We start from the raw sequence: 26,673 nt of genomic DNA, 5'->3' as shown, positions 1-26,673 counted from the left end.
AGTGTTGTTGCGCCGTCCGAGGAATCGGACGGCGTTTTGCTCGTGTATTGGAAACCGTATACAAGCGAAATCGAATTGCGGAAAAAGAAAATGCGGCGTGATTCAATCAAACATGAACCTTGATACGAGCAGCGACCGGATGACGGCTTTCGGGCAAGGAGAGGGGAAGGGATGACGGAGGGGATTTTGCTGCTGATGGCGTCACCCGATTTTCCAAGCTTGAGCATGCAGACGCAACAGAAAGTATACCAAGCCTTCTACAGACTTGCTTATCAAGTCATCATTCAGATCACCAAGGATCATGCGGCCACGGAGGATATCATTCAGGAGTCGTTCCTGAAGGCCATTGACCACAAACCGGCGATTCGGAGCGAAGCCCAACTGATCAATTGGCTGAAGGTGGTGATACGCAATTCCACCTACAATTACTTGAGAAAACACAAGAAGCGGTTGAACAAAGTGGATGTGGAAAGCGTCTTCATCGACAATACGATCGATTATGCGACCGAAGTGGATTTCATCGAAAGAGAGATCAATGTCAAAGAACTTGAAGCAGCGATCGGCAAATACCTTCAGGAGTTGAAACCGGATTTTCGATGTCTGATCGAGATGCGCTGGAAATACGACATGTCCTACAAAGAAATCGCGGAGGTTCTGGGCACGGACGAAAAAACCGTCAAATACAAACTCCATCGGGCAAGATCGGCCATCAAGTGCAAATTTCTCCAAGAATGGAGTGAAAGTCTGTGAACCGGACCGAGTTTGACAAACTGTTCGATGAAATTTTCGAGAAGGTGGTGAAGGAGCAGCAGGTTGTTCCCGATCCGGATGTGTCGTGGAACCGGATCAAGGACAAAGTGGGCGCCCGGGCAAAAAACAGGTCCCGCAGGAAATACGCCGCCATCGCTGCCATTTTTGCCGCGGTTGTCATGGTGATCGCCAGTCCGGCCATCCCGGAGGCCTACAATCCATTTCGGTCCATCATCCAATCCATACGGCAGGGCACGTTGAGTTTCATATTGGAAAATGCCGTTGAACATCGGGGGACAACCCCTCCGCCGGACGATAGGACCGGCACCGTGCTCTATGAGTATACGGCCCGGAAGCTGATCTTCGATACCTGGGATGAAGCCAAAGCCCTGTTCGCCACCTCCCCGCCGGAGATTGGCTATATCCCGGATGCGTACAACCCGGATATCGTGATTCTGCGAAGTCTCGAGGAAGCATTTGTTGCCATCCTCAAGGCGGATCCGGAAGATGCCCATGTCGGGTTTCATCTGTTTGTACGGTTCGATTAACGCTTTGCGGCGGTCGGCCAAGTTCAGTACCCCATTTCTTTCAGCAGCCTTGACAAGACGCGCAGCCGCTCGCCGAGCGTCTCGCCCTGTTCGCCAAGCGCCTGGTTGAACAGGCGGATGTCTTCGTCGATCATCTCGTTGTCTGTGCATACCTCCACCGTCATCGCGTCGCCCTGAAGGCCGACCCGGTCGATCCGCGGGTTGGCCGGGTCGTACAGCTTTTCGTACCGGTAGGCATCCTGGAAATAGAGCTGGGCGCGCACGATCAGGATCGCGAGATCGAGCACGCGGTGCAGCGGCAGCTCTTCCGACTGCCTCGACCATTTTCCGCCGGTGTGGCGCCACACCTTGGCGGAGATATCGATCCGGCCGCGGTCGTTCCATTGTGCGAGGCCCAGGGAAAGTCCTTTCGCGTCCGAATGATAAGCGTATTTGCCGTCGACGTTCCCGTAGTTTTCGCAAACAATGACCGGTTTGTGCTTGAGGTTTGTCGGGATTTTCATGTGCAATCGCCTCGGTCGGTGAATGAAATTGCTGATTTAGTAATTTACTTAATCAGTAGTTTGATTATAGCCCGGGGGCGGGAAAGTGTCAAATGGCGTATTCACGGACCTGCTTGCGGCGGTTTGGGGTTAAATTTGGCACCGGGATTCAGGTTTGCGCCGTGCCGCGAACAACCGGTCCTACATTCATCCATATGGGGCTGGCATCCTTCCATGTTGCGAATGCGGCGCGTGAAGTATAATCGAGTCAACCATATCCGTCGGGAAATGGAGGCCATGGACCATGTCGAAAATAACATTTCTCGGCGCCGGCAGCACCGTCTTCGCGAAAAACGTCCTCGGCGACTGCATGCTGACGCCGGCGCTGCAAGGCTTCGAGCTCGCGTTGTACGACATCGACCACGAGCGGCTGAAGGATTCGGAGAACATGCTGAACAACCTCAAGGCGACGACCGGCAGCACCTGTCGCGTGAAGGCGTACACCGACCGGAAAGAAGCGTTGCGCGGGGCGAAGTACGTCGTCAACGCGATTCAGGTCGGCGGCTACGACCCGTGCACGATCACCGACTTCGAAGTGCCGAAGAAGTACGGGTTGCGCCAGACGATCGGCGACACGGTGGGGATCGGGGGGATTTTCCGCAATCTGCGGACGATCCCGGTGCTGCTCGGGTTCGCCCGCGACATCCAGGAGGTCTGCCCGGACGCGCTGTTCCTGAACTACACGAACCCGATGGCCGTGCTCACGAACGTGATGAACACTTACGGCGGCGTCCGCACCGTCGGCCTCTGCCACAGCGTGCAGGTGTGCGTGCCGCACCTGTTCGAATCGCTGGGCATGGACCCGACCGGCGTGCAATGGAAGATCGCGGGCATCAACCACATGGCCTGGCTGCTCGAAGTGACGAAGGACGGGATCGATCTCTATCCCGAGATCAAGCGGAGGGCGCGCGAGAAGCAGAAGGAAAAGCACCACGACATGGTGCGCTTCGAGCTGATGTTCCGCTTCGGCTACTACGTGACGGAGTCCTCGGAGCACAACGCCGAGTATCATCCGTATTTCATCAAGAAGAGCCGCCCCGAGCTGATCGAGAAGTACAACATCCCGCTGGACGAGTATCCGCGCCGCTGCGTGAAGCAGATCGAGGACTGGAAAAAGATGCGGGATTCGCTCGTGAACAACGTCCATCTGACCCACAAGCGCACGCACGAGTACGCTTCATATATCTTCGAGGCGATCGAGACGAACGTGCCGTTCAAGATCCACGGCAACGTCATGAACACCGGCCTGATCACGAATCTGCCGAAGGAAGCGTGCGTCGAGGTGCCGTGCCTGGTGGACGCGAACGGCGTGCAGCCGATATACGTCGGCGCGCTGCCGCCGCAGCTCGCCGCGCTGAACATGACGAACATCAACACGCAGCTGCTGACCATCGAGGCCGCGATCACGCGGAAGAAGGAACATATCTACCACGCGGCGATGCTCGATCCGCACACGGCGGCCGAGCTGACGCTCGACGAGATCGTCGCGCTGTGCGACGACCTGATCGAGGCGCACGGCGACTGGCTGCCGAAGTTCCATTGAAACTTGCGACCGGGCAACTTGCGGTTCATATGGAGGATGCGATTCGCCCCGAGCGCCGGCGGGCTTCAGGCCCGCCGGCGCCCGGGGCATCGTTTTGGTCTTCGGCCGGACCTGCCGCGCCGCGCTGCCCCGCCGATCCAGACCCGGCCGGGACAGGCAGTATCGGGGAGATATGTGTAATATAAGATAACATAAATTGATAGATCAGAGCGGTATTCGGGACGGAAAAGGCGGGGGGTTGTGCGATCTCCACAATATACGGGCCGGTTTTTAGTTTTCGTACGGAATTCGGGCGGATTTTTCTTTGGTTTATGTCAAGAATATTTACATACAAATTCGTCTCAGATATACTGGAGCAAAATGCTGAATACATATTTTACATCTTGTTGATCGAAGGCCCTGCGGCCATGTTTCATTCCGCCGGCCCGAAGCCGGGCGGACGAAGGGGGTGAACGGCGGGACCGACGGGAGGGAACCATCGGACAACGGAAGACGGAGCGGAATGGCGGGAGCATTTTTTTTCGTGCACGCATTCATCCGATCCGGAGAGGGGTTATGTGCAGATGTTGGCCTGGCGCAGATGCCAAATCGCCTTGATCGGGATCATCTTTGCGCTTGCCGTCATGGCGGCCGGCTGCGGAGGTGCGGAGAACCGTTCGGGCGGCGGCTCGAACAGCGGTCAGAGCGCCGGCACCGGGACCGCGGAGACGCCGGGAGGACAGCAGCCGGCGGAACAGCCCGCGGAATCGGGCACGGATTCGCCCGGCGGTACGGACAAGCAATATTTCGTCGCGATGGTCACCGACATCGGCGGCGTGAACGACAATTCGTTCAACCAGAGCGCCTGGGAAGGCCTGCAGGCGTTCGGCGCGGAATACGGCGTTAAGGTCGATTATCTGCAAAGCCAGAGCGACGCCGATTACGTGCCGAACCTGACCCGGTTCGTGCGGAACGGAGCGGATCTGACCTGGGGCATCGGATTTCTGATGGCCGACGCCGTGAGGCAGGTCGCCGAACAGAACCCGGACGCGAAGCTGGCCATCATCGACGAGACGGTGGATGCGCCGAACGTCGCTTCGGTCACGTTCAAGGAGCATGAAGGCTCGTTCCTCGTCGGCGTCGTGGCGGGGCTCATGACCAGGACGAACAAGATCGGCTTCGTGGGCGGCATGGAAATCCCCGTCATCAAGCGGTTCGAAGCGGGCTTTACGGCCGGCGTGAAAGCCGCCAATCCGGACGCGGAAGTCATCATCGACTACACGGGCGCCTTCGACGCGCCGGACCAGGGGAAAGCGTCGGCGGCGACGCTGTACAACAACGGCGCGGACATCATCTTCCACGCGGCGGGCGCGACGGGCGACGGGCGTGTTCAACGAAGGCAGCGAGCGCAAGAAGGCGGGCGCCGACGTCTGGGTCATCGGCGTCGACAAGGACCAGTCGATCACCTTCGGGCACGAGATCACGCTTACGTCCATGATGAAGCGGGTCGACCGGGCGGTGGCGAAGATCAGCGCCGATCTCGTGAACGGAAGGTTCACGCCGGGTAGCGTCGTGCTCGGCCTGGCGGATAACGGCGTCGGCCTGCCGGAGAGCAATCCGAACCTTCCCGACGATGTGCTGGCCAAGGTGAAGGAGTACGAGCAGAAGATCATCAGCGGCGAGATCGTGGTGCCGACCGAGTAGCCGGATGCGAATCCACAACGCGGCCCGGGCGGGACGGACGCGCGCGTCCCTTCCGCCCTGCCGCCACAAGCGGGGGATGAAGCGGTGAAAAGCGGGATCGCGGTGGAGATGCGGGGCATCACGAAGCGTTTCCCCGGCATTGTCGCGAACGACCGCATCGATCTGCAGGTCCGGAAGGGCGAAATCCACGCCCTGCTCGGCGAGAACGGCGCGGGGAAGACGCCCCTGATGAACATCCTGTTCGGCCTCTGTCAGCCGGATGAGGGCGAGATTTACATCCACGGACGGAAGGTCGGGATCACCGGTCCGCAGAAGGCGATCGAACTCGGGATCGGGATGATCCACCAGCATTTCATGCTCGACGAACCGTATACGGTGCTCCAGAACATCATTCTCGGCGCGGAACCGCGCAAGGGCGTCATGATCGATTACCGGGAGGCGCTCGCCCGCGTGAAGGAACTTTCCGCGAAATACGGGCTGCACGTGGATCCGCACCGGACGATCCGCGAAATCTCCGTGGGGATGCAGCAGCGGGTGGAAATTTTGAAAACGCTGTACCGGGGCGCGGACATCCTCATTTTCGACGAGCCGACCGCCGTGCTGACGCCGCAGGAGATCCGGGAGCTGATGGCGATCATGCGCCGGCTGGCGGGCGAGGGCAAGACGATCATCCTGATCACCCACAAGCTGAAGGAGATCATGGCCGTCGGCGACCGGGTCACCGTCATTCGCCGCGGCCGGGTGGTGGGCAGCCTGCCCGTCCGGGACACATCGCCCGAAGAGCTGGCTTCCATGATGGTCGGGCGCAACGTCAGCTTCGTCATTCCGAAGAAGGAAGCGCGGCCGGGCGAGACGATTCTGGAGATCGAGAACCTGACGGCCCACGATGAACGGGGCATCCAGGTGCTGAAGGGGCTGTCGCTGGAAGTGCGCAGGGGCGAGATCCTCGGCATCGCGGGCGTGGAAGGCAACGGCCAGCGCGAACTCATCGAGATTCTCACCGGGCTTCGCACGGCGGCGTCCGGGGAGATCCGCGTGGGGGGCCGTCCCGTCCGGAACGAACCGCCGCGCCGGATCGCGGAATCGAAGGTCGGCTTCATTCCCGAGGACCGGCAGAAGCGGGGGCTCGTGCTCGATTTCAGCGTGGGCGAAAATCTGGTGCTGAAAAATTATTACGCTCCCCCGTTCAGCAGGCGCGGCCTGCTGAAGTACGACCGGATTTTCGACCACGCCGCCGGTTTGATCGGGGAGTACGACATCCGCACGCCGGACGAGAAGACGCCCGCGCGGGCGCTGTCGGGCGGCAACCAGCAGAAGGTGATCGTCGCGCGCGAGGTGGCGGGGGATCCCGATCTCCTCATCGCGACGCAACCGACGCGCGGGCTGGATGTGGGCGCCATCGAGATCATCCATCGGAAGCTGATCGAGCAGCGCGACAGCGGCAAGGCGGTGCTGCTCCATTCGCTCGAACTGGACGAGATCCTGAACCTGTCGGACCGCATCGCGGTCATGTACGAGGGCCGGATCGTCGGCGTGCTGGACCCGCGGGAGACCGATGAGCAGGAGATCGGCCTGCTGATGTCCGGCGGCGGCGTATCCGGAGGCGGGACGGGCGGCGACGGGAAGGGGGAAGGCGGTGCGGCCGCCGATGGGGAGAGGGAAGTCGCAGTCGGCGACGGGACGGCTGAAGGCCGTGCGAACCGCGATGATGGATCCGTAGGCGGAGCGGGAGACCATGCGGACGGAAGCGGGGAACGCGCATGAACGGGTTTGTCAGGCGGCCGTTCGGAGAATCGGCGCTGATCCCCGCCGCTTCCGTCGCGGTCGGGCTGCTCCTCGGCGCCGTCATCATGCTGGCGGGCAGCTACAATCCGATCCTGGCCTACGGATCGCTGTTTTCGCGGGCGTTCGGAGACCTGTACAACCTCGGCGAGACGATCCGGCAGATCACGCCCTACATCTTCACCGGGCTGGCGGTGGCCTTCGCGTTCCGGTCCGGCCTGTTCAACATCGGGGCGGAAGGCCAGTTCATCATGGGGGCCGTTGCCGCGGCCGCGGCCGGCATCCTGCTGGAGCTGCCCTGGTATCTGCACGTTCCGCTGGCGCTTGTCGCCGGCGCGCTGACCGGCGGCCTGTGGGGGGCGATCGTCGGCTGGCTGAAGGCGGCGCGGGGCGTGCACGAGGTGATCACGACGATCATGCTCAACTGGATCGCCCTGCACCTCGCGAATTACATCGTCCGCAGCGCCCTGCTGGAGAAGGGAATGGCGCGCTCGCGATATCTCCATGAGAGCGCGTGGCTGTCGACCCCGGATCTCACCGGGCTGTTCGACAACGCCCGCATCCACTATGGCATCCTGGTCGCGCTCGTCCTGGCCGCGCTGTTCCGGTTCCTGCTCTGGAAGACGAGGCTGGGCTTCGAGTTCCGCGCCGTCGGGTTCAACCCGGACGCTTCCGAATATGCGGGCATCAACGTGAAATCCGCGTTCGTCAAGGCGATGTTCATCAGCGGCCTGTTCGCGGGGGCAGGCGGCGCCTGCGAAGTGATGGGCGTGAACGCCGTGGCTTCCATTGCGTTCCGGGCGGATCAGGTGGTCAGCGGCGTCGCGCTCAACCTGCTGGCGTCGGGCGCCACGATCTACGTCTGCAAGATCCTGCTGGACGGCGCGGCCCAGACGCCGACCCTGAAGAACGTGTTCGCCAAATGGGCCGTTCCCCTGCTGTCGGACATTCCCTATCTGGGACAGGCGCTGTTCATCGCGTATCCGACCAGCTACATCGCGTTCCTGCTCGTCGCCGTCGTCTGGTTCGTGCTCTACCGGACGCCCGCGGGGCTCAGGCTGCGCTCGGTCGGCGAACATCCGGAGGCGGCCGATTCGCTGGGCATCCGCGTCCATCGCGTCCGCTATGCCGCGGTCATGATCAGCGGCGCGCTGGCCGCGATGGGCGGCGCGACGATCACGCTGACGACGACCAGCAACTTCTCGCACAGCACGATCTCGGGGCAGGGCTTCATCGCGCTTGCCGCGCTCATTTTCGGCAAGTGGAGGCCGGCAGCGGGCATGTTCGCCGCCCTGTTCTTCGGCATCGCCTCCGCGCTGAAGTCGGTGTTCCAGGTGCACGGCATCACGGACTCCATACCCGTCGAGTTCATCTACATGTTCCCGTACATCCTGACCGTTCTCGTGCTGGCGGGATTCGTCGGGCGCGCGGTCGCTCCCGCCGCCGCCGGCAAGCCGTACCGGAAGGGCGAACGATAGGGGGCGAAAAGCGCCGGCGGGCCGGATGGCCTCCGAGCCCGCCGCAGCACAGCTGTTTGCGTATACGTCTGGCCTGCCGCGTCTCCGGCGCGTCCGCGCTCACCCGCCGCCGGCACGCTCCGCGTCCGGAGCGCAGGCGGCCGCGCCGCTTCCCCGGGAAGCGGCCAGCGCCTTCATGCCGGCTTCCAGAACCTCGACGATCCGGTCGACGTCGTACACGCAGCCGCGCCACGTGCCGCCGCTCGCCGCCTGGAGCGCGGCCCACAGCCGCGTGTCGTCGGGCAGCAGCGGATGGGACCGGAGTTCCGGATGCGGGCCGCGGCGCGCCAGCACCGCCGCCCCCTCTTCGGGCGTCCCCGGCGTCTCGCCGTCGCCGACCATGTCGATGCGTCCTTCGAGCCGGTGCAGGTCGATGCGGATGTCGATCCAGTCGCCGTCGCGCAGCCGGCCGACCGGCCCGCCCGCCAGCGCCTCCGGTCCGATGTGGCCGATGCAGGCGCCGGTGGACACGCCGGAGAAGCGCGCGTCGGTCAGCAGCGACACCTTGCCGCCGAACGGCAGCGCCTTGAGCGCCGACGTGAGCTGGTACGTCTCCTCCATGCCGGTGCCCGACGGCCCGCAGCCGATCAGCACGAGGATGTCGCCGGCTTCGATGCGGCCTTCCTTGATCGCGCGGATCGCCGCCCGCTCCGAGGTGAACACCTTCGCCCGGCCGACGTGCCGGTATACGCCGTCCGCGTCCGCGAGCGCCGGGTCGATCGCCGCCGACTTGACGACCGAGCCTTCCGGCGCGATGTTGCCGACCGGGAACGTGACGGTCGACGCGAGGCCGGCGGCGCGCGCCTTGTCCGGCGGGTAGATGACCGCGTCCGGGTCGACGCCGTCCCGCTCGATCAGGATGCGCCGCATCCGGTGCCGCCGCTCGGACGATTCCCACCAGTCCAGCACGGCGCCGAGCGTCTCGCCGGTCACCGTGAGAACGCGCTCGTCCAGCAGGCCGAGCCGACGCAGATGGAGCATCACCTCCGGTACGCCGCCCGCCAGAAACACGCGCACGGTCGGATGCGGCACCGGCCCGTTTGGCAGCACGCTGACGAGGCGCGGAACGGACCGGTTCACTTCGATCCAATCGGAGACGTCCGGCACGCGCAGGCCGGCCGCGTGCGCGACCGCGGGCAGGTGCAGCAGCAGGTTCGTGGAGCCGCCGAACGCGGCGTGCACGGCCATCGCGTTGCGGACGGCCGCATCGGTCAGGATGCGGCCGGCGGTCAGGCCGCTCTCCGCCATGCGCAGCGCCGCGCGCGCGGACTGCCGCGCCATCTTCGTCCACACCGGCTGCCCCGAAGGGGCGAGCGCGGCGTGCGGGACCGTCAGGCCGAGCGCCTCGGCGACGACCTGCGACGTCGCGGCGGTGCCGAGGAACTGGCAGCCGCCGCCCGGCGTGGCGCATGCCCGGCAGCCGAGCTCGGCCGCCTCCTCGAGCGAGAGCTCGCCGCGCGCGAACCGGACGCCGATCGTCTGGATTTTCCCGGCGTCCTCCCCGCGCGCCGGCGGCAGCGTGACCCCGCCGGGCACGACGACGGACGGCAGGTCGCGCATGCCGGCCAGGGCGATCATCATCGCCGGCAGCCCCTTGTCGCAGGTGGCGACGCCGAGCACCGCCCGCCGGGTCGGCAGCGAGCGGATGAGCCGGCGGATGACGACGGCGGCGTCGTTCCGGTACGGCAGCGAATCGAACATGCCGGTCGTGCCCTGCGAGCGGCCGTCGCACGGGTCGCTGACGTATCCGGCGAACGGGATGCCGCCGGCCGCGGCGATCTCCTCCGCGGCGGCCCGCATCAGCAGGCCGACCTCCCAGTGGCCCGTATGGTAGCCGAGCGCCACCGGCCGGCCGTCTTCGGCGCGGATGCCGCCCTGCGTGCCGATGATCAGCACCTGCGGTCCGAGCAGCCGCGCGGGGTCCCAACCCATGCCAACGTTCTGCGACCAGCCGAACAGGTCGCCGCTCGGGCTCTCGCGCAGCAGCTCCGGCGTCAGCGGCAGCCGGCCTTCCGGTCCGGGCGCGCTCGTCTCGATGCGAAAGTCTTCGTCTTCGGGGCGACCCAGGATGGCTTCGAGCGCGGATGACATGGACGGTCGCTCCTCAGGCCTTCACGAACACGGTCTTGATCGCGGTGTAGAACTCGATGGCGGCCGTGCCCTGCTCGCGCGAATGCGAGCTCGAGCTCTTCATGCCGCCGAACGGCGCCTGCAGCTCGACGCCGGCCGTTTCCTCGTTCACCCGCACGAGCCCGGCGTCCATCTCCCGGATGAACGTCAGGATGCTGCCGATGTCCCGCGTGAAGACGGACGCGCTCAAGCCGTACTCCGAATCGTTGGCGAGACGGAGCGCCTCCTCGAGATTGTCCGCCTGCACGAGCGCGATCACCGGACCGAAGATCTCTTCGCGGAAGATCGTCATGTCGGGCGTGACCCTGTCAAACACGGTCGGCGCCACGAAGAACCCGTTCGCCAAATTCCCCTCGCTCAGCCGCTTGCCTCCGCACAGGAGCTCGGCTCCCTCCTCGATCCCCTTGCGGATGTAGCCGAGCACCGTCTCCATCTGGCTCTCGCTCGCGCACGGTCCGAGCCACGTCGACGGATCCATGCCGTCGCCGACCTTGAGCTGCGCGATCTTGTCCAGCAGCTTCTCCCGGAACGCCGGGTAGATCTCCTTTTCCACGATGACGCGGCTCGTCGCGGTGCATTTCTGGCCGGTCGAGCGGAACGCGCCGCTGATCGTCGCGTTCACCGCGAGCTCCAGATCGGCGTCCTTCAGCACGATGACCGGGTTCTTGCCGCCCATCTCCAGCTGGTACTTCGCGCCGCGGGCGACCGCCGCCTGGGCGATCCGCTTGCCGACCGCGTTCGAGCCGGTGAACGTGACGCCGTGGATGCCGGGGTGTTCGGCGATCCCCTGACCGATGACCGACCCGCTGCCGATCACCAGGTTCAGCACGCCGGCCGGCAGGCCCGCGTCATGGAAGCATGCCATGATCTTCGCCGCGGTCACCGCCGTCTCCGTCGCCGGCTTCCAGACGACGGTGTTGCCGTAGATGAGGGCGGGCGCGATTTTCCAAATCGGGATCGCGACGGGGAAGTTCCAGGGCGTGATGACGCCGACGACGCCGAGCGGCACGCGCGTCGTGAACATGAGCGCGCCGGCGTCGGTGGACGGGATCACGTCGCCGATCTTGCGCATGCCCTCGCCGGCGTAGTAGCGGAGCAGCGCGACGCCGCGGGCGGTTTCGCCCTTCGCCTCGCCGAACGTCTTGCCCATCTCGCGCGTCATCGTCTCCGCGATGTCTTCGAGGCGACTCTCGAGGATGTCGGCGGCCTTGTACAGGAATTGGCCGCGCGCCGGTCCCGCCAGATCGCGCCACGCCTTGCGGGCCGCGTCCGCCGCGGCCACGGCGCTCTCGAGGTCGTCCCGGCCCGAGCTCGGCACGATGCCGACGATTTCTTGGCGGTTGGCCGGGTTGACGCTGGCGACGGTTTCTCCGTTGGAGGGAGCGCGCCATTCGCCGTTGATGTAATTTTGGTAAACCGGTGCGTTCACCATCGATCATTCCTCCCGTTGAATGCAGATTAGGCCGTGATGGTGGCGTCCGCCGCCGCGACGGGGTTGATCAGCGTGCCGATGCCGGAGATTTCGATCTCGATCCGGTCGCCGGGCTTCAGCGTGAAGCGGCCGGGCGGCACGATGCAGGTGCCGGTCAGCAGCACGGTGCCGTCGTACACGACGTTGTCCTTCGTAAGCCAGGACGCGAGTTCGTCCAGCTTCCGCCGGAGCTGGCCCGTGTTCGCCGATTCGTTCACCGCGAGCTCCCCGTCCCGGTAGATGCGGCAGACGATCGTCAGGTCGTACGGGTTCGGCACGGTCTCGGCCAGCCGGATCGCCGGGCCGAAGGAGCAGGAGCGGCGCCAGATTTTGGCCTGCGGCAGGTAGAGCGGGTTCTCGCCCTCGATGTCGCGGCAGCTCATGTCGTTGCCGGCCGTGTAGCCGAGGATCCGGCCGCGGCTGTCCAGCACGATGCCGAGTTCCGGTTCGGGCACCTGCCAGTCCGAGTCGCTCCGGATGCAGACGGGCGACCCCGGCCTTGCGGTGCGGGCGCCCGTCGATTTGAAGAAAATCTCCGGCCGCTCGGCCCGGTACACCTTGTCGTAGAACGTCTCTCCGCCGGTCGCGCCGCCCGTCGATTCCTCGTTGCGCGCCTCCCGGCTGCGCTCGTAGGTGACGCCGGCCGCCCACACTTCGGGCGCGTCGACCGGCGTGAGCAGGCTGAACCCGCGCCAGTCGCCGGTAAGCGGCTTCGCCCCTTCGATCTGCCGGCGCACCGCCTCGAGCGGGGAAATGCCGGCGGCCTCCGCCTCCTTCACGAGCGCGATGAAATCCGGCGAACGGAGCGGATAGGCCTGCTCCCCGTCGGTCACCGCCGCGAGGCGAATCGTCCCGTCATGGTCGTCGATGTAGCGGATGATGCGCATCCGTGTCCCTCCCATCAAGTGTTTTTGGATGGATAAGCTTAGGCGTCCGGCACGGGCGGCCGGCGTCTTGGCGTCAGCGGTGTCCCAGCCGGGCCGAGATCTCCGCCGCCGTCATCCGCACCCGCTCCGACAGCCGTTGCGCCTCGGCTTCGTCGACCCGGGCGGTCATGCAGGAGAGGCTCATCGCGGCGACGAGCTGCCCGTCATGGCCGAAGATCGGCGCGGCGATGCACAGGACGCCGGGTTCGTTCTCCTCCCGGTCGAAGGCGCAGCCGGCCCGTCGCACCTCCTCCAGTTCGCGGCGGAATCGCTCCTCGGAGTCGATCGTGTTCGGCGTGTGCCGCGTGAAGGTGTAGCCGGCGAGAAGGCGCTCGAGCGTCTCCGGCGGCTGGAAGGCGGCCAGCACCTTGCCGCTTGCGCTGCTGTGGAGCGGCACCCGGCGTCCGATGCGGGAATAGCGGATGGCCGCCAGCGGACCTTCCACTTTATCGATGTATACTCCCTCCCGGCCGTCGAGGATGAGCAGGTGCGCCGTCTGGCCGGTCTCCGCGGACAGCGCCTGGAGGTGCGGCCGGGCGACGTTGCGGATGTCGAGGTGTTGCAGGAGAAGCTGACCTTTCTCCAGCAGGCGGAGGCCGAGGCGGTATTTGCCGCTCTCCGCGTCCTGTTCGACATAGCCGTGGAGCTGCAGCGTCCGGAGCAGCGCGTGCACCGTGCTCTTGTGCAGGTTCATGCGCGCGCTGATCTCGGTCAGCTTCAGCTCGGGGGTGTGCTCGTCGAACAGGTCGAGGATGCGCAGCGCCCGGTCAAGGGCCTGGATGATCGGCATGTCGGTCAGGCACTCCTTTTGTCGAATTGTTTAATACTATAAAACTCGGTTTGACGATTTCTGCTTATTATAGTACGCTTGGAACCGGAAGGTTGTAAATCGTGAATTTTCCGCCATTCGGACCGGGCGGGCGACGGCGGCGGTCTGGCGAGTGATCGCGGCGGTCCGGATCGGCCGCGGAAGGCCGTCCGGTTCCGGTGCGGTTCCGGAAGGCCCGGTCCCGTTGCACACCCGAAGTGCGAGTTCCGTAACGGCAAGGAGGCTGATCCCCGTGAAGACGATCCGCAATCCCGTGCTGCGAGGCTTCAACCCGGACCCGTCCATCCTCCGGGTGGGGGACGACTACTACATCGCGACCTCGACGTTCGAGTGGTTCCCCGGCGTGCAGATTCACCATTCCCGCGACCTGCGCCACTGGCGCCTCGTCGCCCGGCCGCTCGACCGCAGGAGCCAGCTCGACATGCTCGGCAACCCCGATTCCGGCGGCATCTGGGCGCCCTGCCTCAGCTACGCGGACGGTCTGTTCTACCTCGTGTTCACCGACGTGAAAAGCCACATCGGCCCGTTCAAGGACACCCACAACTATCTCGTGACCGCGCCGAGCATCGAAGGTCCGTGGTCCGAGCCGGTTTACCTGAACAGCAGCGGCTTCGACCCGTCGCTGTTCCATGATGACGACGGCCGCAAGTGGCTGGTCAACATGATCTGGGATCACCGCAAGGGCAGAAACAAGTTCGGCGGAATCGCGCTGCAGGAGTATGATCCGGTCGAGAAGCGCCTCGTGGGGCCGATCCGCAACATTTTCCGGGGAACGGAGCTCGGGCTCACGGAAGGGCCGCACATCTACAAGCGCAACGGCTGGTATTATCTGGTCACCGCCGAAGGCGGCACCCGCTACAACCATGCGGTCACGGTGGCGCGTTCCCGGTCGCTGTTCGGGCCGTATGAAGTCCATCCCGACAATCCCGTCCTCACCGCGGCGGACAAGCCGGACCTCGAGCTGCAGCGGGCCGGGCACGCGAGCCTCGTCGAGACGCAGACCGGCGAATGGTATTTCGCCTATCTGTGCGGCCGGCCGCTCAAGTCTTCGCGGCGCTGCATCCTCGGGCGGGAGACGGCGCTCATTCCCGTGGAGTGGAGCGAGGACGGCTGGCCGCGGCTGGCCGGCGGGGGGAACGGCCCCCGGACGATCGTGCCGGCGCCCGACCTGCCGGATCACCCGTTCCCGCCCGAGCCGGAGACGGATCATTTCGACGGCGGCCGGATCAGCATCCACTTCCAGACGCTGCGCGAGCCGCTCGACGAATCGTGGGCGTCGCTGACCGCGCGTCCGGGCTATCTGCGGCTGAAGGGACGCGAATCGTTGAGCTCCCATCACCGGCAAAGCCTTGTCGCGCGCCGGCAGCAGGCGTTTGCGGTTGAGGCGGAGACGGCGGTCGAGTTCGAACCGGACACGTTCCAGCAGCTTGCGGGCCTCATCCACTACTACAACACGCGGAACTACTACTATCTGTACGTCAGCCGCGACGAAGAGCTGGGCAAATGCCTGAACATCATGTGCAGCGACCGCGGCCTGTACGATGAGCCGCTGGAACGGCCGGTGTCGATCGAAGGGTGGGACCGCGTCCACCTGAAGGCGTCGATCGATCATGAACGGTTGCAGTTCTACTATTCGCGGGACGGCCGGGAATGGACGCCGATCGGACCGGTGCTGGACGCGAGCGTCATCTCCGACGAGAACGCGGAGGCGCGGCTTGAAGGCCGCCTGATCGACCAGGGGTTCACCGGCGCTTTCCTCGGCATCTGCGTGCAGGATCTGAGCGGACAGGGGAAATGCGCGGACTTCGACTATTTCACGTATCGCGAGCTCGGGTAAGGCGGGCAGCGCCGTCTAGGAAAGCGACGGGTCGAACCGCGCGTGCGGGCAGCGCCGCCGGAGCCCGGACAGGAAGCGCTCCTTGTCCCGCGGGATGACCGCCCGGCCGCCTTCCGCTCAGCGCCAGTACCGCCTGCGGTATTCGACCGGCGTCATGCCGGTCAGGCGCTTGAAGCAGGCGGAGAAGTGCGGCGCGTAGCGGAAGCCCGTCTCGTCCGCGATCCGCTCGACCGGCCAGCCGGTCGAGACGAGCAGCCGCTTCGCCTGCTCGATCCGGTACCGCAGCAGGTAGCGGGCGGGCGTGACGCCGTAGACCTGCTTCATGCAGCGCACGATGTAGCTGGGGTGATAGTGCAGCCGCCCGGCGAGCGACGCGCTCGTGATATCCTCGCGGTAATGCCGCTGCAGCAGCCGGGCGGCACGCTCGGCGACCCGCGCGGCCGGCGTTGCCGCGTCCCCGTTCCTCCCGCGCCCGATCAGGTCGAGCAGCCGGAAGAAAAGCTCCTGCCTCTCCCAGAAGGCATCGCCGATCGGAAGCGCCGCCAGTCTGCGGAAGATGTCGAAGGCGGGCTGCGGATCGGGCAGGCGGACATGCTTCGGCAGCCGGACCGCCTTCGGCCGGTCGAAGGGCGCTTCCCGCACGGGCAATTCCGCATCGGCCGGATCGGCGATTTCGCGCCAATCCGGATGCCCGAAATGCAGCCACCAGAACGATGTCTCTTCTTCGCACGGCTTCACCGCGTAATGATATCCCCTGGGCAACAGGATCAGCACGTCCCCTTCGCCGAGCCGCCATTCCCGCCCGTTCTCCCCGATGTGGAGCGTGCCGTTCACGCCGAGGAGCAGATCGAACACGCCGAAATCGGCGCGGTTCGGATGCCGGTCCCCGGGACGGTACTCCGCGAGGCCCGATTCCAGATAGTACGGAAGCGGCGGCGCCGCAAGTTCGATGAGGGCGGTTCCGCGCACGGACATCACCTTCGGAAGCAGTCTCGTTTTTTATAAGAAAAAGCGCGTTCTTCCACTGGTTCATTCCTACAATACTTCATATACTCGCCTCTGGAAAGGGTCAAATTTTATCAGGGCAGGTGGGACGGCATGGACAAACCGCATGTTCGGATACACGACGATTTCTGGGGCGGCTATCAGCATCTGGTGGCCGATACGGTCATTCCGTACCAGTGGGAGGCGCTGAACGACCGGGTCGAGGGGGCGGAGCCGAGCCGCGCGATCCGCAACTTCCGCATTGCGGCCGGGCTGGAGGAGGGAGAGTTCTACGGATTCGTGTTCCAGGACAGCGATCTCTACAAATGGATCGAGGCGGCGGCATACGCGCTGCGGCGCACGCCGGATCCCGGGCTGGAGCGGACCGTGGACGAGGCGGTCGAGCTGATCGGACAGGCCCAGCAGGCGGACGGGTATATCAACACGTACTTCACGATCAAAGCGCCGGACAAACGGTGGAAGAACCTGTACGAGGCGCACGAGCTGTATTGTGCGGGGCATCTGTTCGAGGCGGCCGTCGCGTATTACGAGGCGACGGGCAAGCGGCGGCTGCTCGACATCGCGTGCCGGTTTGCCGATCTGATCGACCGCACGTTCGGGCCCGGCGAGGGGCAGCTGCGCGGCTATTGCGGGCATCCCGAGATCGAGCTGGCGCTCGTGAGGCTGTACATCGCGACGGGGGAGGAGCGGTATCTCAGGCTCGCGCAATTTTTCGTGGATGAGCGCGGGAAGGAGCCGAACTACTTCATCGAGGAGTGGAAGCGGGGACGTCCGCCGATCTGGGGCTCGGGCCGGCCGAATCTCGAGTACAACCAGGCCCATCTGCCCGTGCGCGAGCAGACGGAGGCCGTCGGCCATTCGGTCCGCGCCGTCTACCTGTACAGCGCGATGGCCGATCTCGCCCGGCTGACCGGAGACGCTGGCCTGCGCGAGGCGTGCGAACGCCTCTGGCGCAACGCGACGGAAAAGCGGATGTACATCACGGGCGGCATCGGGTCGACGCATATCGGCGAGGCGTTCACGTTCGACTACGATCTGCCGAACGATCTCGCCTACGCGGAGACGTGCGCGTCGATCGGCCTCGTCTTCTGGGCGCGGCGGATGCTCCGGCTGGAGCCGCGGAGCGACTATGCCGACGTGATGGAACGGGCGCTGTACAACAACGTGCTCGCCGGCATGTCGCGGGACGGGAAGCATTTCTTCTACGTCAATCCGCTGGAGGTGTGGCCGGAGGCGAGCCTGAAGAATCCGGACCGCCGGCACGTGAAGCCGGTGCGTCAGAAATGGTTCGGCTGCTCGTGCTGCCCGCCGAACGTCGCGCGGCTGATCATGTCGCTCGATGATTACATCTATGACATCGACGGGGCGGCGGGCCGGGTGTACGTGCACCTGTACGTCGGAAGCGAGGCCCGGTTTTCGGCGGGCGGGCGCGAGGTGACGCTGCGTCAGCGCTCGGGGCTGCCGTGGGACGGCAGGGTGGAATTGGGGCTCTCCGTCGCCGGCGGAGGCCCCGTGCGGCTTGCGCTCGCGCTGCGCGTGCCGAATTGGTTCCAGAAGGGCGCGCCGGCCCTCAAGGTGAACGGAGAAGCCTGTTCGTACCGGATGGAACGGGGCTACGCGATCGTGGAGCGGGAGTGGGCGGACGGCGACCGCGTGGAATGGCTGCTGCCGATGGAGACGACGCTCGTCGGCGCGCGCCCGGAGATCCGGGCCAACGCCGGCAAGGCGGCGATCCAGCGCGGCCCGCTCGTCTACTGTGTCGAGGAGGCGGACAACGGCGCGCCGCTCGCGGCGCTGTCGCTGGCGGAGGAGCCTGCGCTGAGCGAGCGGTTTGAGCCCGGACTGCTGGGCGGCTGCGTCGTCATCGAGGGGAACGGCCGGGTGCCGGCCGGCGCGGATTGGCCGGACGACGCGCCGTACCGGCCGCTGGACAGGGCGACCCGGCCGATCCGGTTCCGCGCGATTCCCTATTTCCTGTGGGGGAACCGCGAACCCGGCGAGATGAGCGTGTGGATCCGGTATTAGACCGCCCGCTCCGCAAGCGCCGCCCGTCTGCGGGACGATGTTCCGCAGACGGGCGCTTTTTTATGCCCGCGCTTTATCGATTCTTTATTTTTATCTGGTACGCTTCAGTCATCGAACGACTCACAGGGATGAAGATGAGGGATGCAAACGATGGCTGAGCGTTATGTGCTGCAAACCGAAGGTCTGACCAAGCGGTATGGCAAAACCGCCGTCGTCGACCGCGTGTCGATCGGCGTGCGCGAAGGCACCGTCTACGGCCTGCTGGGGCCGAACGGCGCGGGCAAGACGACGCTGCTCCGGATGATCGCCGGACTCGGCAGGCCGGACGGCGGCCGCATCCTGTTCGACGGCAAGCCGTGGAGCCGGGAATGCCTCGGCAGGATCGGCGCGCTGATCGAGGCACCGGCCTTGTACGGCAACCTGACCGCGCGGGAAAATCTGAAGGTGCACGCCCTGATGCTGGGGCTTCCGGACAGCCGCATCGACGAAGCGCTGGAGACCGTGGGCCTGGCCGGCAGCGGACGGAAGCGCGCCGCGGCGTTCTCGCTCGGCATGAAGCAGCGGCTCGGGATCGCGATCGCGCTGCTCAAGCAGCCGCGGCTGCTCATTCTCGACGAGCCGACGAACGGGCTCGATCCATTGGGCATCCGGGAACTGCGCGCATTGATCCGCTCGTTTCCCGCGCGGGGCGTCACCGTGCTGGTGTCGAGCCACGGCCTCGCGGAAATCGGGCAGCTCGCCGACGACATCGGGATCATCCACGGCGGGAAACTGCTCCATCAGGGCCGGCTGGACCGGAACACCGACGTCGAGGCGCTGTTCATGGACGTGGTCCGCGCAAGCGGAAGGGAGGCGGATGCGAGATGATCCGGCTGATCGCGGCTGAACGCCTCAAGTACCGCCGCAGCTTTGCGAGAAGGCTCGCGCTCGGCGCACCGCTCTTCTTCGCGCTTTACGGCGCGGTGGTCCGCTTCCTGTTGCCGGAGGACGGGACGAACGAGGTCCGGGAAGTGCTGCTCGCCATGATTTTCAACTGGTGGACCGTGCTGTTCGTTCCGTTCGGGGTCGCGCTGCTCGGCGTTCTGGCGGAGAACCGGGAAAGGAAGGCGGGACGCTACCGCGGGCTGCTCGCCAACCCCGTCCATCCCGCAAAGCTTTGGCTGAGCAGGATTGTTGTGCTAGGCTATTATCAGTTCATGGCATCCGTCGTACTGATCGCGGTCGCGATCGCCGCCGCTGGGCTGATCCCGGCCGGCGGAGGCATCCCGCTTGCCGCCATCACCGAAGCGGGCCTGCTCGCGTGGCTGAGTTCATTTGGGCTTGCGCCGGTGCATCTCTACGCGGCGTTCCGGTTCGGAACGCTGCCGGCGCTTGCGCTCGGGACGGCGGGCATGATTGCCGGCGTTGTCGCGGCGCCCGAACCGTATTGGATCGCGGTGCCGTGGAGCTGGCCGATCCGGCTGATGGCGCCGGTCATCGGCGTTCACCCGAACGGCGTGATGCTGCCGCTTGACGATCCGCTGCGTGACGCGGCGGCCATCCCCGCCGGCATCCTGGCCTCGATGCTGTTCCTGGTCCTGACCTCCGCGCTGACCGCCGCGTTGTTCGCGCGCCGGGAGGTGCGCTGACCGTGGACGGATTGCGCGCGACGGGACGGGAACGAAACCTGGCCTTGATGCTCCGGCTGATGCGGGCGGATTGGCTGAAGACGCGCAGGACGCCGCTCCGCTTTGCCGTCCTGACCGCGCCGGCGGCGTATGCGCTGCTGATGCTTTTCTATTTCGCGAACCGGCGGATCACGCCGGAGCTGCCGCGGGAAATGGCTTCCGTCTTCTTCGAGGGCTGGACCGTGATGCTGCCGCTGGCCGTCGGCGTGCTGGCCGGGCTCCTGGCCCTGCAGGAGGAGCACGCCGGGAATTTCGCGGCCTGGCTCGGCGCTGCGCCCAGATCGGCCGTCTACGCTTCGCGACTGCTGTTCCTCGTGCTTCTTCACGCCGGGAGCGTGCTGTGCGCGGCGGCATGGTTCCTGGCCGGCATGCTGGTCCGGCCGGGCATGCCGGCTCCCGACGCGGGTGCGCTCTTCGCGGGCGCGCTCCTGGCCGCGGCCGGCTCGCTCCCGCTGATCGCGCTGCACCACTGGCTCGCCCTCGCCGCCGGCTGGGGAGCGAGCGCCGGCGTCGGCGGAGCGGGGCTGCTCGCCGCCGCGATCATCGGGGCGACCGTCGTCGGCGACCGCATCTGGCTGTATGTGCCATGGGCCTGGCCGGTGCGGCTGTCGCAGGTTCCGCTGGCGCCGGACCGGATGCCGGCCGCGCCGGAGAAGGGATTGCTCCTCTCGCTCATGCTGTTCGCCCTGACGGCCGCGGGCGGTTCCGTGTGGTTCCGCCGGTGGGAGGGGCGCCGCGGCGAAGATTGACGGCGAAGGAATGGAAGCGGGCAAAGGATTGAAAGCGGGCGGAAGGGATGAAGGCAGGCGGATGCATTTCGGGACCGGGGCCGGATGTGCCCGATCTTTCGGAAAGCCTGGCACAAAAGGACGGGATGACGGAATGGCCTGCATTTTGATCATCGATGACGAAGAAGATCTCGTCAGCCTGCTGCGGGAGGAGCTGGAGGCGAGGGGGCACGAGGTGCTCACGGCCGCCGACGGCGAGGAAGGCGTGAAGCTGGCCCGGAAACAGCCGGATCTCATCCTGCTCGACATCATGATGCCGCATCTGGACGGCTATGAAGTCTGCCGGGCGATCCGGGACGAGGTGATGTGTCCGATCCTGTTCCTGAGCGCGAAGCAGTCGGAAATGGACCGGATCACCGCGTTCAATCTCGGCGGGGACGATTACATTCCGAAGCCGTTCGGCCTGCGCGAGCTGATGGCGCGGATCGAGGCCAATTTGCGGCGGGAGCGGCGCGCCCGGGATCTGGGCGCAGGGAGGATGCGGTCGAAGCTCTGGTTCGGCCGTCTGTCGCTGGACCGGAAGGAGCGGTCCGTCGCGATCGGCGGCCGGCCGATCCCGCTCACCCGCCGGGAATACGACGTGCTGGAGCTGCTCGCCACGCACGCCGGGCAGGTGTTTTCGCGCGAGCAAATCTACGAGAAAATCTGGGGATACGATGCGGAAGGCGATTCCTCGACCGTCGTCGAGCACATCAAGAAGATCCGCGCCAAGCTGGCCGCCGTCGATCCGGAGACGGAGTACATCGCGACGGTGTGGGGAATCGGCTACAAATGGAACCAATGATGACGATTGACGCAAGGAGCGCGTCCACGTGAGCGACAGACCGCTGAAATCGCAAATCCGCCTCACGATCGCGCTGATCATCGCCTCGAGCCTGCTGGCGACAGCCGCGACGTATGCGGCGGGCATCCTGCTGTTCGATTATTTGTTGAACCGAAAAATTAACCCCGCAAATTATTATGAAACCCGCATACCGGTCATCGAGGCGTACATCCGGGAGCAGGGGGCGGCGCTGCTCGATCCGGACGCGCGGGAACGGCTGGAGCGGATCGTGCCGACGGAAGGGATGGATTATCAGGTGTACAATGCCGGCGGGGACCGGCTGTACGGTTCAACCGACGCGGCCTATCTCGATGCGCCGGAGGAGCTGATCCGCCGGCTCAACACGACCTTTGCGGCAAAGGGCAGGTTCGTCAGGGTCGTGCCGGTTCCGGACGGGGAGGCCGGGCTGGCCGGCGCCGTGCTGCTCGCCTATGATCTCAAGGTGTCGCCGGCATCTTCCGACGGCCGATACTGGATCGCGGCGTTGGCGGCCGGCATGGTTGCGGCGCCGTTCGTCTGGTTTCTGCTGGCGCTCCTGTTCTTCACGCGCAGGTTCGCCGCCCGCGTGAACCGGCCGCTGGCGATGCTGATGGAAGCGGCCAACCGGATTCGGGAGCGGGATCTCAACTTCGAACTGGATTACCGGGCCGACAACGAGCTCGGGCGGCTGGTCGCCGCCTTCAACGAAATGAAGGACGAGCTGAAGCGTTCCCTGTCCGCCCAGTGGCGGATGGAAGAGGAACGGCGCACCATGACCGAAGCGCTGGCGCACGATCTGAAGACGCCGCTCTCGCTCATCCTCGGATACGCCGAAGCGCTGCTCGACGATCCCGGCACGGAGCGGTCGCCGAAGCAGGCCCGGTATCTGTCCATCATCCGCGAGAATGCGGAGAAAAGCGCCTCCCTCGTGCGGCACATGCTGTATGTCTCCGAGCTCGAAAGTCCGGCGTTCCATCCCCGTCCCGTCGAGGTCCGGATGGGGCCGTTCCTGGAACGGAAGCTGTCCCACTACGAGCTGGAGGCGGAGAGGCGCGGCGTCCGCATCGAGGCGGAGATCCGGGGCGACGCCGGGTCGCCCCTCCGGTTCGATGCGGAAATGGCGGAGCGGATGCTGGACAACGTGATCACGAACAGTCTGGAGCATACGCCGCCCGGCGGGCGGATCCGGATCGCAGTCGACCTTCTCCCCGGCCGGGTCGCGTACGAAATTTGCAACACCGGGCCGCCGTTCGGCAAGCGGGATCTGGAGCGCATGTTCGACAAGTTCTATCGCGGCGGAGAGGGACGGAGCGGCAAGGGCGGCCACGCCGGGCTGGGCCTGTACATCGTCCGGCGGCTCGCGTTGAAAATGGGCGGCGATGTCCGGGCGTACAACGCCGCATCCGGGGAGGCGTGCGTCGCGTTTCACCACGCGGTCGGGCCGCCTGAGGGAATAGATGCGGATTGATCTCCAATCGGCTCCGGGCCAAGATTAATGGCGGGAGCCATATTGACCGCTTGCGATACGGCTGCATATGCATGTGACTTTCCATACCATGGTCGGAGAGGCGAAAATGAAACCCAATTGGATCGGAGACGCCGTCCTGCGAGCCGTTCCGGGGCTTGCGGGCGAGGGAATCGCCGCGGTCCGGGAGGCGAGGGGCGGCGACATCGGCGAATCCTGGTGCGTCGAGACGGAGCGGCGGAAGCTGTTCGTGAAGGTGCGGCGGGACATGACGGCCGATCTGTTCCGACGCGAGGCGGAGGGCCTGCGGCTGCTCGGGCGGGCGGAGGCGATCGCGGTGCCGGAGCCGCTCTATGCCGGGGAGATCCCGGGACGCGCGGGCGGCATGCTCGTGCTCGAGTGGATCGAGACCGGACCGGCCCGACCGGAGACGGTCGGGGCGCTCGGCGCCGGCCTCGCCGCGCTGCACCGCCGGACGAGCCCGGACGGGCGGTACGGGCTGCACGAGGACAATTACATCGGGCTGTTGCCGCAGGAGAACGGCTGGCTCGATTCCTGGATCGCCTTCTACCGCGACCGCCGGCTGATGCCGCTCGCGAGACTGGCGGAGGCGCGCGGCCTGCTGCCGAAGGGCCGATGGGAGTCGCTGCACCGGCTCATGGAGCGGCTGGACCGGTGGCTGCCGGACCGGCCCGCCGCGTCGCTGTTGCACGGCGACCTGTGGAGCGGCAACTGGCTGGCCGGCGCGGACGGGCGCCCCTGGCTGATCGATCCGGCGGTGTATTACGGCGACCGGGAGTGCGACCTGGCGTTCTCGGAGCTGTTCGGCGGCTTCCCCGCGCGGTTCTACGCCGCCTATCGCGAGGCGTATCCCGTCGATCCCGGATACGAGGAGCGCAAGCCGATCTATCAGCTGTACCATCTGCTCGTGCATCTCATTCTGTTCGGGGAAGTGTACGGCCCGTCCGTCGACCGGGTGCTGCGGCGGTATGCCGGGCATGCGTGATGGAACAGGGAATATCCGGCTGGAACCATCTTATCAAATGAATCCGAACCCGATTTCGCACGTACGTTATTTGTCGTCGACCTCCGGTAGCGCAAAAACCCCCGGGGGTCGACGACAAATGCAAACGACGGAACATGCGGCCGGGACAAGCGTTCTGTGATATACTGGAGGAGAAAGTCGTTATTTGCGGTTCATGTCGCGATGAACCAAAACCTTGATCGTTCGCGATTTTTGGGGTTTTGATCGTACCTATGAGGGATTGAAACTCACCAGCTGCCGAAAGACGTTTCCTGCAGGCCTGCGTTTTGATCGTACCTATGAGGGATTGAAACGTGGATGAAAACGACAGCTACGAACATCCGTACATGGTTTTGATCGTACCTATGAGGGATTGAAACTACGAGGATCGGAAATCTTCTGTATTGGTCGTTTCACGTTTTGATCGTACCTATGAGGGATTGAAACCGTCTTTCCACTCGGACTTACCACATAACCGCCACATTGTTTTGATCGTACCTATGAGGGATTGAAACGAAGCATCGGAATCGCATAGGTTTTGGGCAATCCGTTGTTTTGATCGTACCTATGAGGGATTGAAACCGGCCCTTGCGGTGGATGCGGCCCGGCACCACAACGTTTTGATCGTACCTATGAGGGATTGAAACCACCGAAGGAGGATCGGAACTGACCATGTTCCGCGGCGGTTTTGATCGTACCTATGAGGGATTGAAACATCGATCGGCAGCTGGAACCTCCGCGCAATAGCGAAGTTTTGATCGTACCTATGAGGGATTGAAACATAAAAAAATACTGAAGTTGTTGTAATCGCCAGGGCGTTTTGATCGTACCTATGAGGGATTGAAACGGCTTTAGGATCGGAGTGAAGCACAACACGATTTCCGTTTTGATCGTACCTATGAGGGATTGAAACTTCATACGGGTAGCCACCCTTTGCAGACTTCAACCGCACGGTTTTGATCGTACCTATGAGGGATTGAAACCTGAAAATTACACCGAGTACATTTACATGCCGCGGGACCGGTTTTGATCGTACCTATGAGGGATTGAAACCTGGATAATGATTTGAGCCACCGCGAGCAAAAAAAGAGTTTTGATCGTACCTATGAGGGATTGAAACGCAGGCCATGGACGAGCTGCACACCCGGGCATACCAGGTTTTGATCGTACCTATGAGGGATTGAAACACTTTTGTCGGAAACGTTTCGCGTTCGATGTCGTCAAGTTTTGATCGTACCTATGAGGGATTGAAACTCAATGGGAAGTTACAACATTTTTTACGCGATCCGGCGTTTTGATCGTACCTATGAGGGATTGAAACCTGAAATGCCGATGAGGTTTGGCGATGTATTTCAGGGTTTTGATCGTACCTATGAGGGATTGAAACTCCCAGGAAGAGCGCGCGGTGTATGAAATCATCGTGGTTTTGATCGTACCTATGAGGGATTGAAACTGCTCTTTGCGCCGCACCTCAGCGATCCGGTACGTCGTTTTGATCGTACCTATGAGGGATTGAAACCGCGCGGTTCGTGTTCGCGCGGGGCTGAGCCAGGAGGGTTTTGATCGTACCTATGAGGGATTGAAACTTCTGAATGGTACGAGCGCTATGTAAGGGGTGGATAAAGTTTTGATCGTACCTATGAGGGATTGAAACAGCGGGAAGATCATCCGTTCACCGTCAAGCTGGTACCGTTTTGATCGTACCTATGAGGGATTGAAACACCTGGGGCAATGCAGATGTCGCATGGAGTGATGCGGGTTTTGATCGTACCTATGAGGGATTGAAACCCCGTATTTTAAACCGGGGCCGTGTCTGATTGCAAGCGGTTTTGATCGTACCTATGAGGGATTGAAACTTTTTCAGACGCTTGGGCGGCGCCTCGGATCTCCCCGTTTTGATCGTACCTATCCCGAAAATTAAACCTAAATTTCGAAAGCCCATTGTTTCGGTAAAATCACGAGATGTTAGCGCATAACACCCTGTAAATAACAGGGAAGTTCCCAGCCAGACAACTCCCCGTCAGCGTTGAAAGGTATTCCTCCCCCCTCCCCCACCGCAAGGGGCTTTTGGTTTTCCATGTAAAATTGTGGGAATCTCTAACCTGACATGGTCGCCAGCCGCGCTTCGATTCGCTTCCACGCATGGCGGTATGGAAAGTCGTGAGCCAGTTTCAGGATGAGCTTCCTGCTGTGCCGAACGATCGTCGCCGCCCAATGGAAGAACTCCAGCCGAAACCTGGCGATCGTATAGCCCCAATGAACGGGTTCGCAATAGTCCCGCTTGAACCGCTCATAGAGGTTGTAAGCCAGCATTTTGATCAGCAAATCCAGCTCGTTGG

At 64.1% G+C, this 26,673-nt stretch carries 20 protein-coding genes, 1 pseudogene and 1 CRISPR repeat array; of the genes and pseudogenes, 14 read left to right on the top strand and 7 right to left on the bottom strand.

Annotated features, from left to right (window positions below; all coding sequences use genetic code 11):
* Positions 1-171 precede the first annotated feature (171 nt).
* A complete protein-coding gene (locus tag A9Z00_RS07720) occupies positions 172-750 on the top strand; it encodes an RNA polymerase sigma factor (protein WP_296975599.1) in 579 nt (192 codons plus the stop codon).
* Positions 747-1,298, top strand: coding sequence for a hypothetical protein (locus A9Z00_RS07715; protein ID WP_296975598.1), 552 nt, complete (start codon positions 747-749; stop codon positions 1,296-1,298). The genes A9Z00_RS07720 and A9Z00_RS07715 overlap by 4 nt, the downstream gene beginning before the upstream one ends.
* A 23-nt stretch (positions 1,299-1,321) precedes the next feature.
* Here the strand turns inward: A9Z00_RS07715 and A9Z00_RS07710 are convergent, their stop codons facing one another.
* The gene (locus A9Z00_RS07710) at positions 1,322-1,801 is read right to left on the bottom strand and encodes a DUF6530 family protein (protein WP_296975597.1); all 480 of its coding nucleotides are present in this window, start codon (positions 1,799-1,801) and stop codon (positions 1,322-1,324) included.
* A 283-nt stretch (positions 1,802-2,084) separates the two neighbouring features.
* Between A9Z00_RS07710 and melA the strand changes: the two genes are divergently transcribed.
* From melA to A9Z00_RS07690, 4 genes and pseudogenes are all read left to right on the top strand, one after another.
* Positions 2,085-3,383, top strand: coding sequence for an alpha-glucosidase/alpha-galactosidase (gene melA, locus A9Z00_RS07705; RefSeq protein WP_296975596.1), 1,299 nt, complete (start codon positions 2,085-2,087; stop codon positions 3,381-3,383).
* Positions 3,384-3,946: 563 nt separating this feature from the next.
* A pseudogene (locus tag A9Z00_RS07700) lies at positions 3,947-5,066 on the top strand (BMP family lipoprotein).
* Between the two features lie 108 nt (positions 5,067-5,174).
* Positions 5,175-6,830, top strand: coding sequence for an ABC transporter ATP-binding protein (locus tag A9Z00_RS07695; protein ID WP_296975640.1), 1,656 nt, complete (start codon positions 5,175-5,177; stop codon positions 6,828-6,830).
* Positions 6,827-8,326, top strand: a complete 1,500-nt coding sequence (locus A9Z00_RS07690) for an ABC transporter permease subunit (RefSeq protein ID WP_367189308.1) — start codon at positions 6,827-6,829, stop codon at positions 8,324-8,326. The genes A9Z00_RS07695 and A9Z00_RS07690 overlap by 4 nt, the downstream gene beginning before the upstream one ends.
* 99 nt (positions 8,327-8,425) lie before the next feature.
* Here the strand turns inward: A9Z00_RS07690 and A9Z00_RS07685 are convergent, their stop codons facing one another.
* The 4 genes from A9Z00_RS07685 to A9Z00_RS07670 all read right to left on the bottom strand — a co-directional run bounded on the left by A9Z00_RS07685 (position 8,426) and on the right by A9Z00_RS07670 (position 13,682).
* Positions 8,426-10,456: a YjhG/YagF family D-xylonate dehydratase gene (locus A9Z00_RS07685; protein ID WP_296975595.1), complete on the bottom strand. Its 2,031-nt coding sequence runs from the start codon at positions 10,454-10,456 to the stop codon at positions 8,426-8,428.
* A 13-nt stretch (positions 10,457-10,469) separates the two neighbouring features.
* A complete protein-coding gene (gene gucD / locus A9Z00_RS07680; RefSeq protein WP_296975594.1) occupies positions 10,470-11,927 on the bottom strand; it encodes an alpha-ketoglutaric semialdehyde dehydrogenase GucD in 1,458 nt (485 codons plus the stop codon).
* A 26-nt stretch (positions 11,928-11,953) separates the two neighbouring features.
* Entirely contained in the window at positions 11,954-12,853 is a 900-nt protein-coding gene (locus A9Z00_RS07675) for a fumarylacetoacetate hydrolase family protein (protein WP_296975593.1), read from the bottom strand.
* A 73-nt stretch (positions 12,854-12,926) separates the two neighbouring features.
* Complete coding sequence (locus A9Z00_RS07670; protein ID WP_296975592.1) at positions 12,927-13,682, bottom strand: IclR family transcriptional regulator; 756 nt, start codon at positions 13,680-13,682, stop codon at positions 12,927-12,929.
* A gap of 271 nt (positions 13,683-13,953) precedes the next feature.
* Here A9Z00_RS07670 and A9Z00_RS07665 point away from each other — a divergent pair, with 271 nt between their 5' ends.
* Positions 13,954-15,558 carry a glycoside hydrolase family 43 protein gene (locus A9Z00_RS07665; protein ID WP_296975591.1) on the top strand — a complete coding sequence of 535 codons (1,605 nt, stop codon included), beginning with the start codon at positions 13,954-13,956 and terminating at the stop codon, positions 15,556-15,558.
* A 117-nt stretch (positions 15,559-15,675) separates the two neighbouring features.
* Here A9Z00_RS07665 and A9Z00_RS07660 read toward each other — a convergent pair whose 3' ends face one another.
* Positions 15,676-16,527: a helix-turn-helix transcriptional regulator gene (locus A9Z00_RS07660; RefSeq protein ID WP_296975590.1), complete on the bottom strand. Its 852-nt coding sequence runs from the start codon at positions 16,525-16,527 to the stop codon at positions 15,676-15,678.
* Between the two features lie 129 nt (positions 16,528-16,656).
* On the opposite strand from A9Z00_RS07660, the gene A9Z00_RS07655 reads away from it, so the two are divergent.
* The 7 genes from A9Z00_RS07655 (at position 16,657) to A9Z00_RS07625 (ending at position 24,316) form a co-directional block, all read left to right on the top strand.
* The gene (locus A9Z00_RS07655) at positions 16,657-18,588 is read left to right on the top strand and encodes a glycoside hydrolase family 127 protein (RefSeq protein ID WP_296975589.1); all 1,932 of its coding nucleotides are present in this window, start codon (positions 16,657-16,659) and stop codon (positions 18,586-18,588) included.
* A gap of 150 nt (positions 18,589-18,738) precedes the next feature.
* Positions 18,739-19,455 carry a lantibiotic protection ABC transporter ATP-binding protein gene (locus A9Z00_RS07650; protein WP_296975588.1) on the top strand — a complete coding sequence of 239 codons (717 nt, stop codon included), beginning with the start codon at positions 18,739-18,741 and terminating at the stop codon, positions 19,453-19,455.
* The gene (locus A9Z00_RS07645; protein WP_296975587.1) at positions 19,452-20,216 is read left to right on the top strand and encodes a lantibiotic immunity ABC transporter MutE/EpiE family permease subunit; all 765 of its coding nucleotides are present in this window, start codon (positions 19,452-19,454) and stop codon (positions 20,214-20,216) included. Before A9Z00_RS07650 ends, A9Z00_RS07645 begins: the two co-directional genes overlap by 4 nt.
* A 2-nt stretch (positions 20,217-20,218) precedes the next feature.
* Complete coding sequence (locus A9Z00_RS07640) at positions 20,219-21,004, top strand: lantibiotic immunity ABC transporter MutG family permease subunit (RefSeq protein WP_296975586.1); 786 nt, start codon at positions 20,219-20,221, stop codon at positions 21,002-21,004.
* Between the two features lie 133 nt (positions 21,005-21,137).
* The gene (locus A9Z00_RS07635) at positions 21,138-21,827 is read left to right on the top strand and encodes a response regulator transcription factor (RefSeq protein ID WP_296975585.1); all 690 of its coding nucleotides are present in this window, start codon (positions 21,138-21,140) and stop codon (positions 21,825-21,827) included.
* Positions 21,828-21,855: 28 nt separating this feature from the next.
* A complete protein-coding gene (locus A9Z00_RS07630; RefSeq protein ID WP_296975584.1) occupies positions 21,856-23,313 on the top strand; it encodes a sensor histidine kinase in 1,458 nt (485 codons plus the stop codon).
* Positions 23,314-23,419: 106 nt separating this feature from the next.
* On the top strand, positions 23,420-24,316 hold the full coding sequence (locus A9Z00_RS07625) for a fructosamine kinase family protein (RefSeq protein ID WP_296975583.1): 897 nt from the start codon (positions 23,420-23,422) through the stop codon (positions 24,314-24,316).
* Positions 24,317-24,552: 236 nt separating this feature from the next.
* Positions 24,553-26,190: a CRISPR direct-repeat array (repeat unit 30 nt; unit sequence GTTTTGATCGTACCTATGAGGGATTGAAAC).
* A 241-nt stretch (positions 26,191-26,431) separates the two neighbouring features.
* Here A9Z00_RS07625 and A9Z00_RS07620 read toward each other — a convergent pair.
* Positions 26,432-26,673 (bottom strand): transposase (locus A9Z00_RS07620; protein ID WP_296973011.1); only part of this gene is annotated, 242 nt, incomplete at its 5' end.

This window comes from Thermobacillus sp. ZCTH02-B1 (genome assembly GCF_002159085.1).
In the GTDB taxonomy this organism is placed as follows: Bacteria; Bacillota; Bacilli; order Paenibacillales; family Paenibacillaceae; genus Thermobacillus.
Note: the sequence above shows the minus strand (reverse complement) of the source record. Positions and strands in the feature narration are given on the sequence as shown.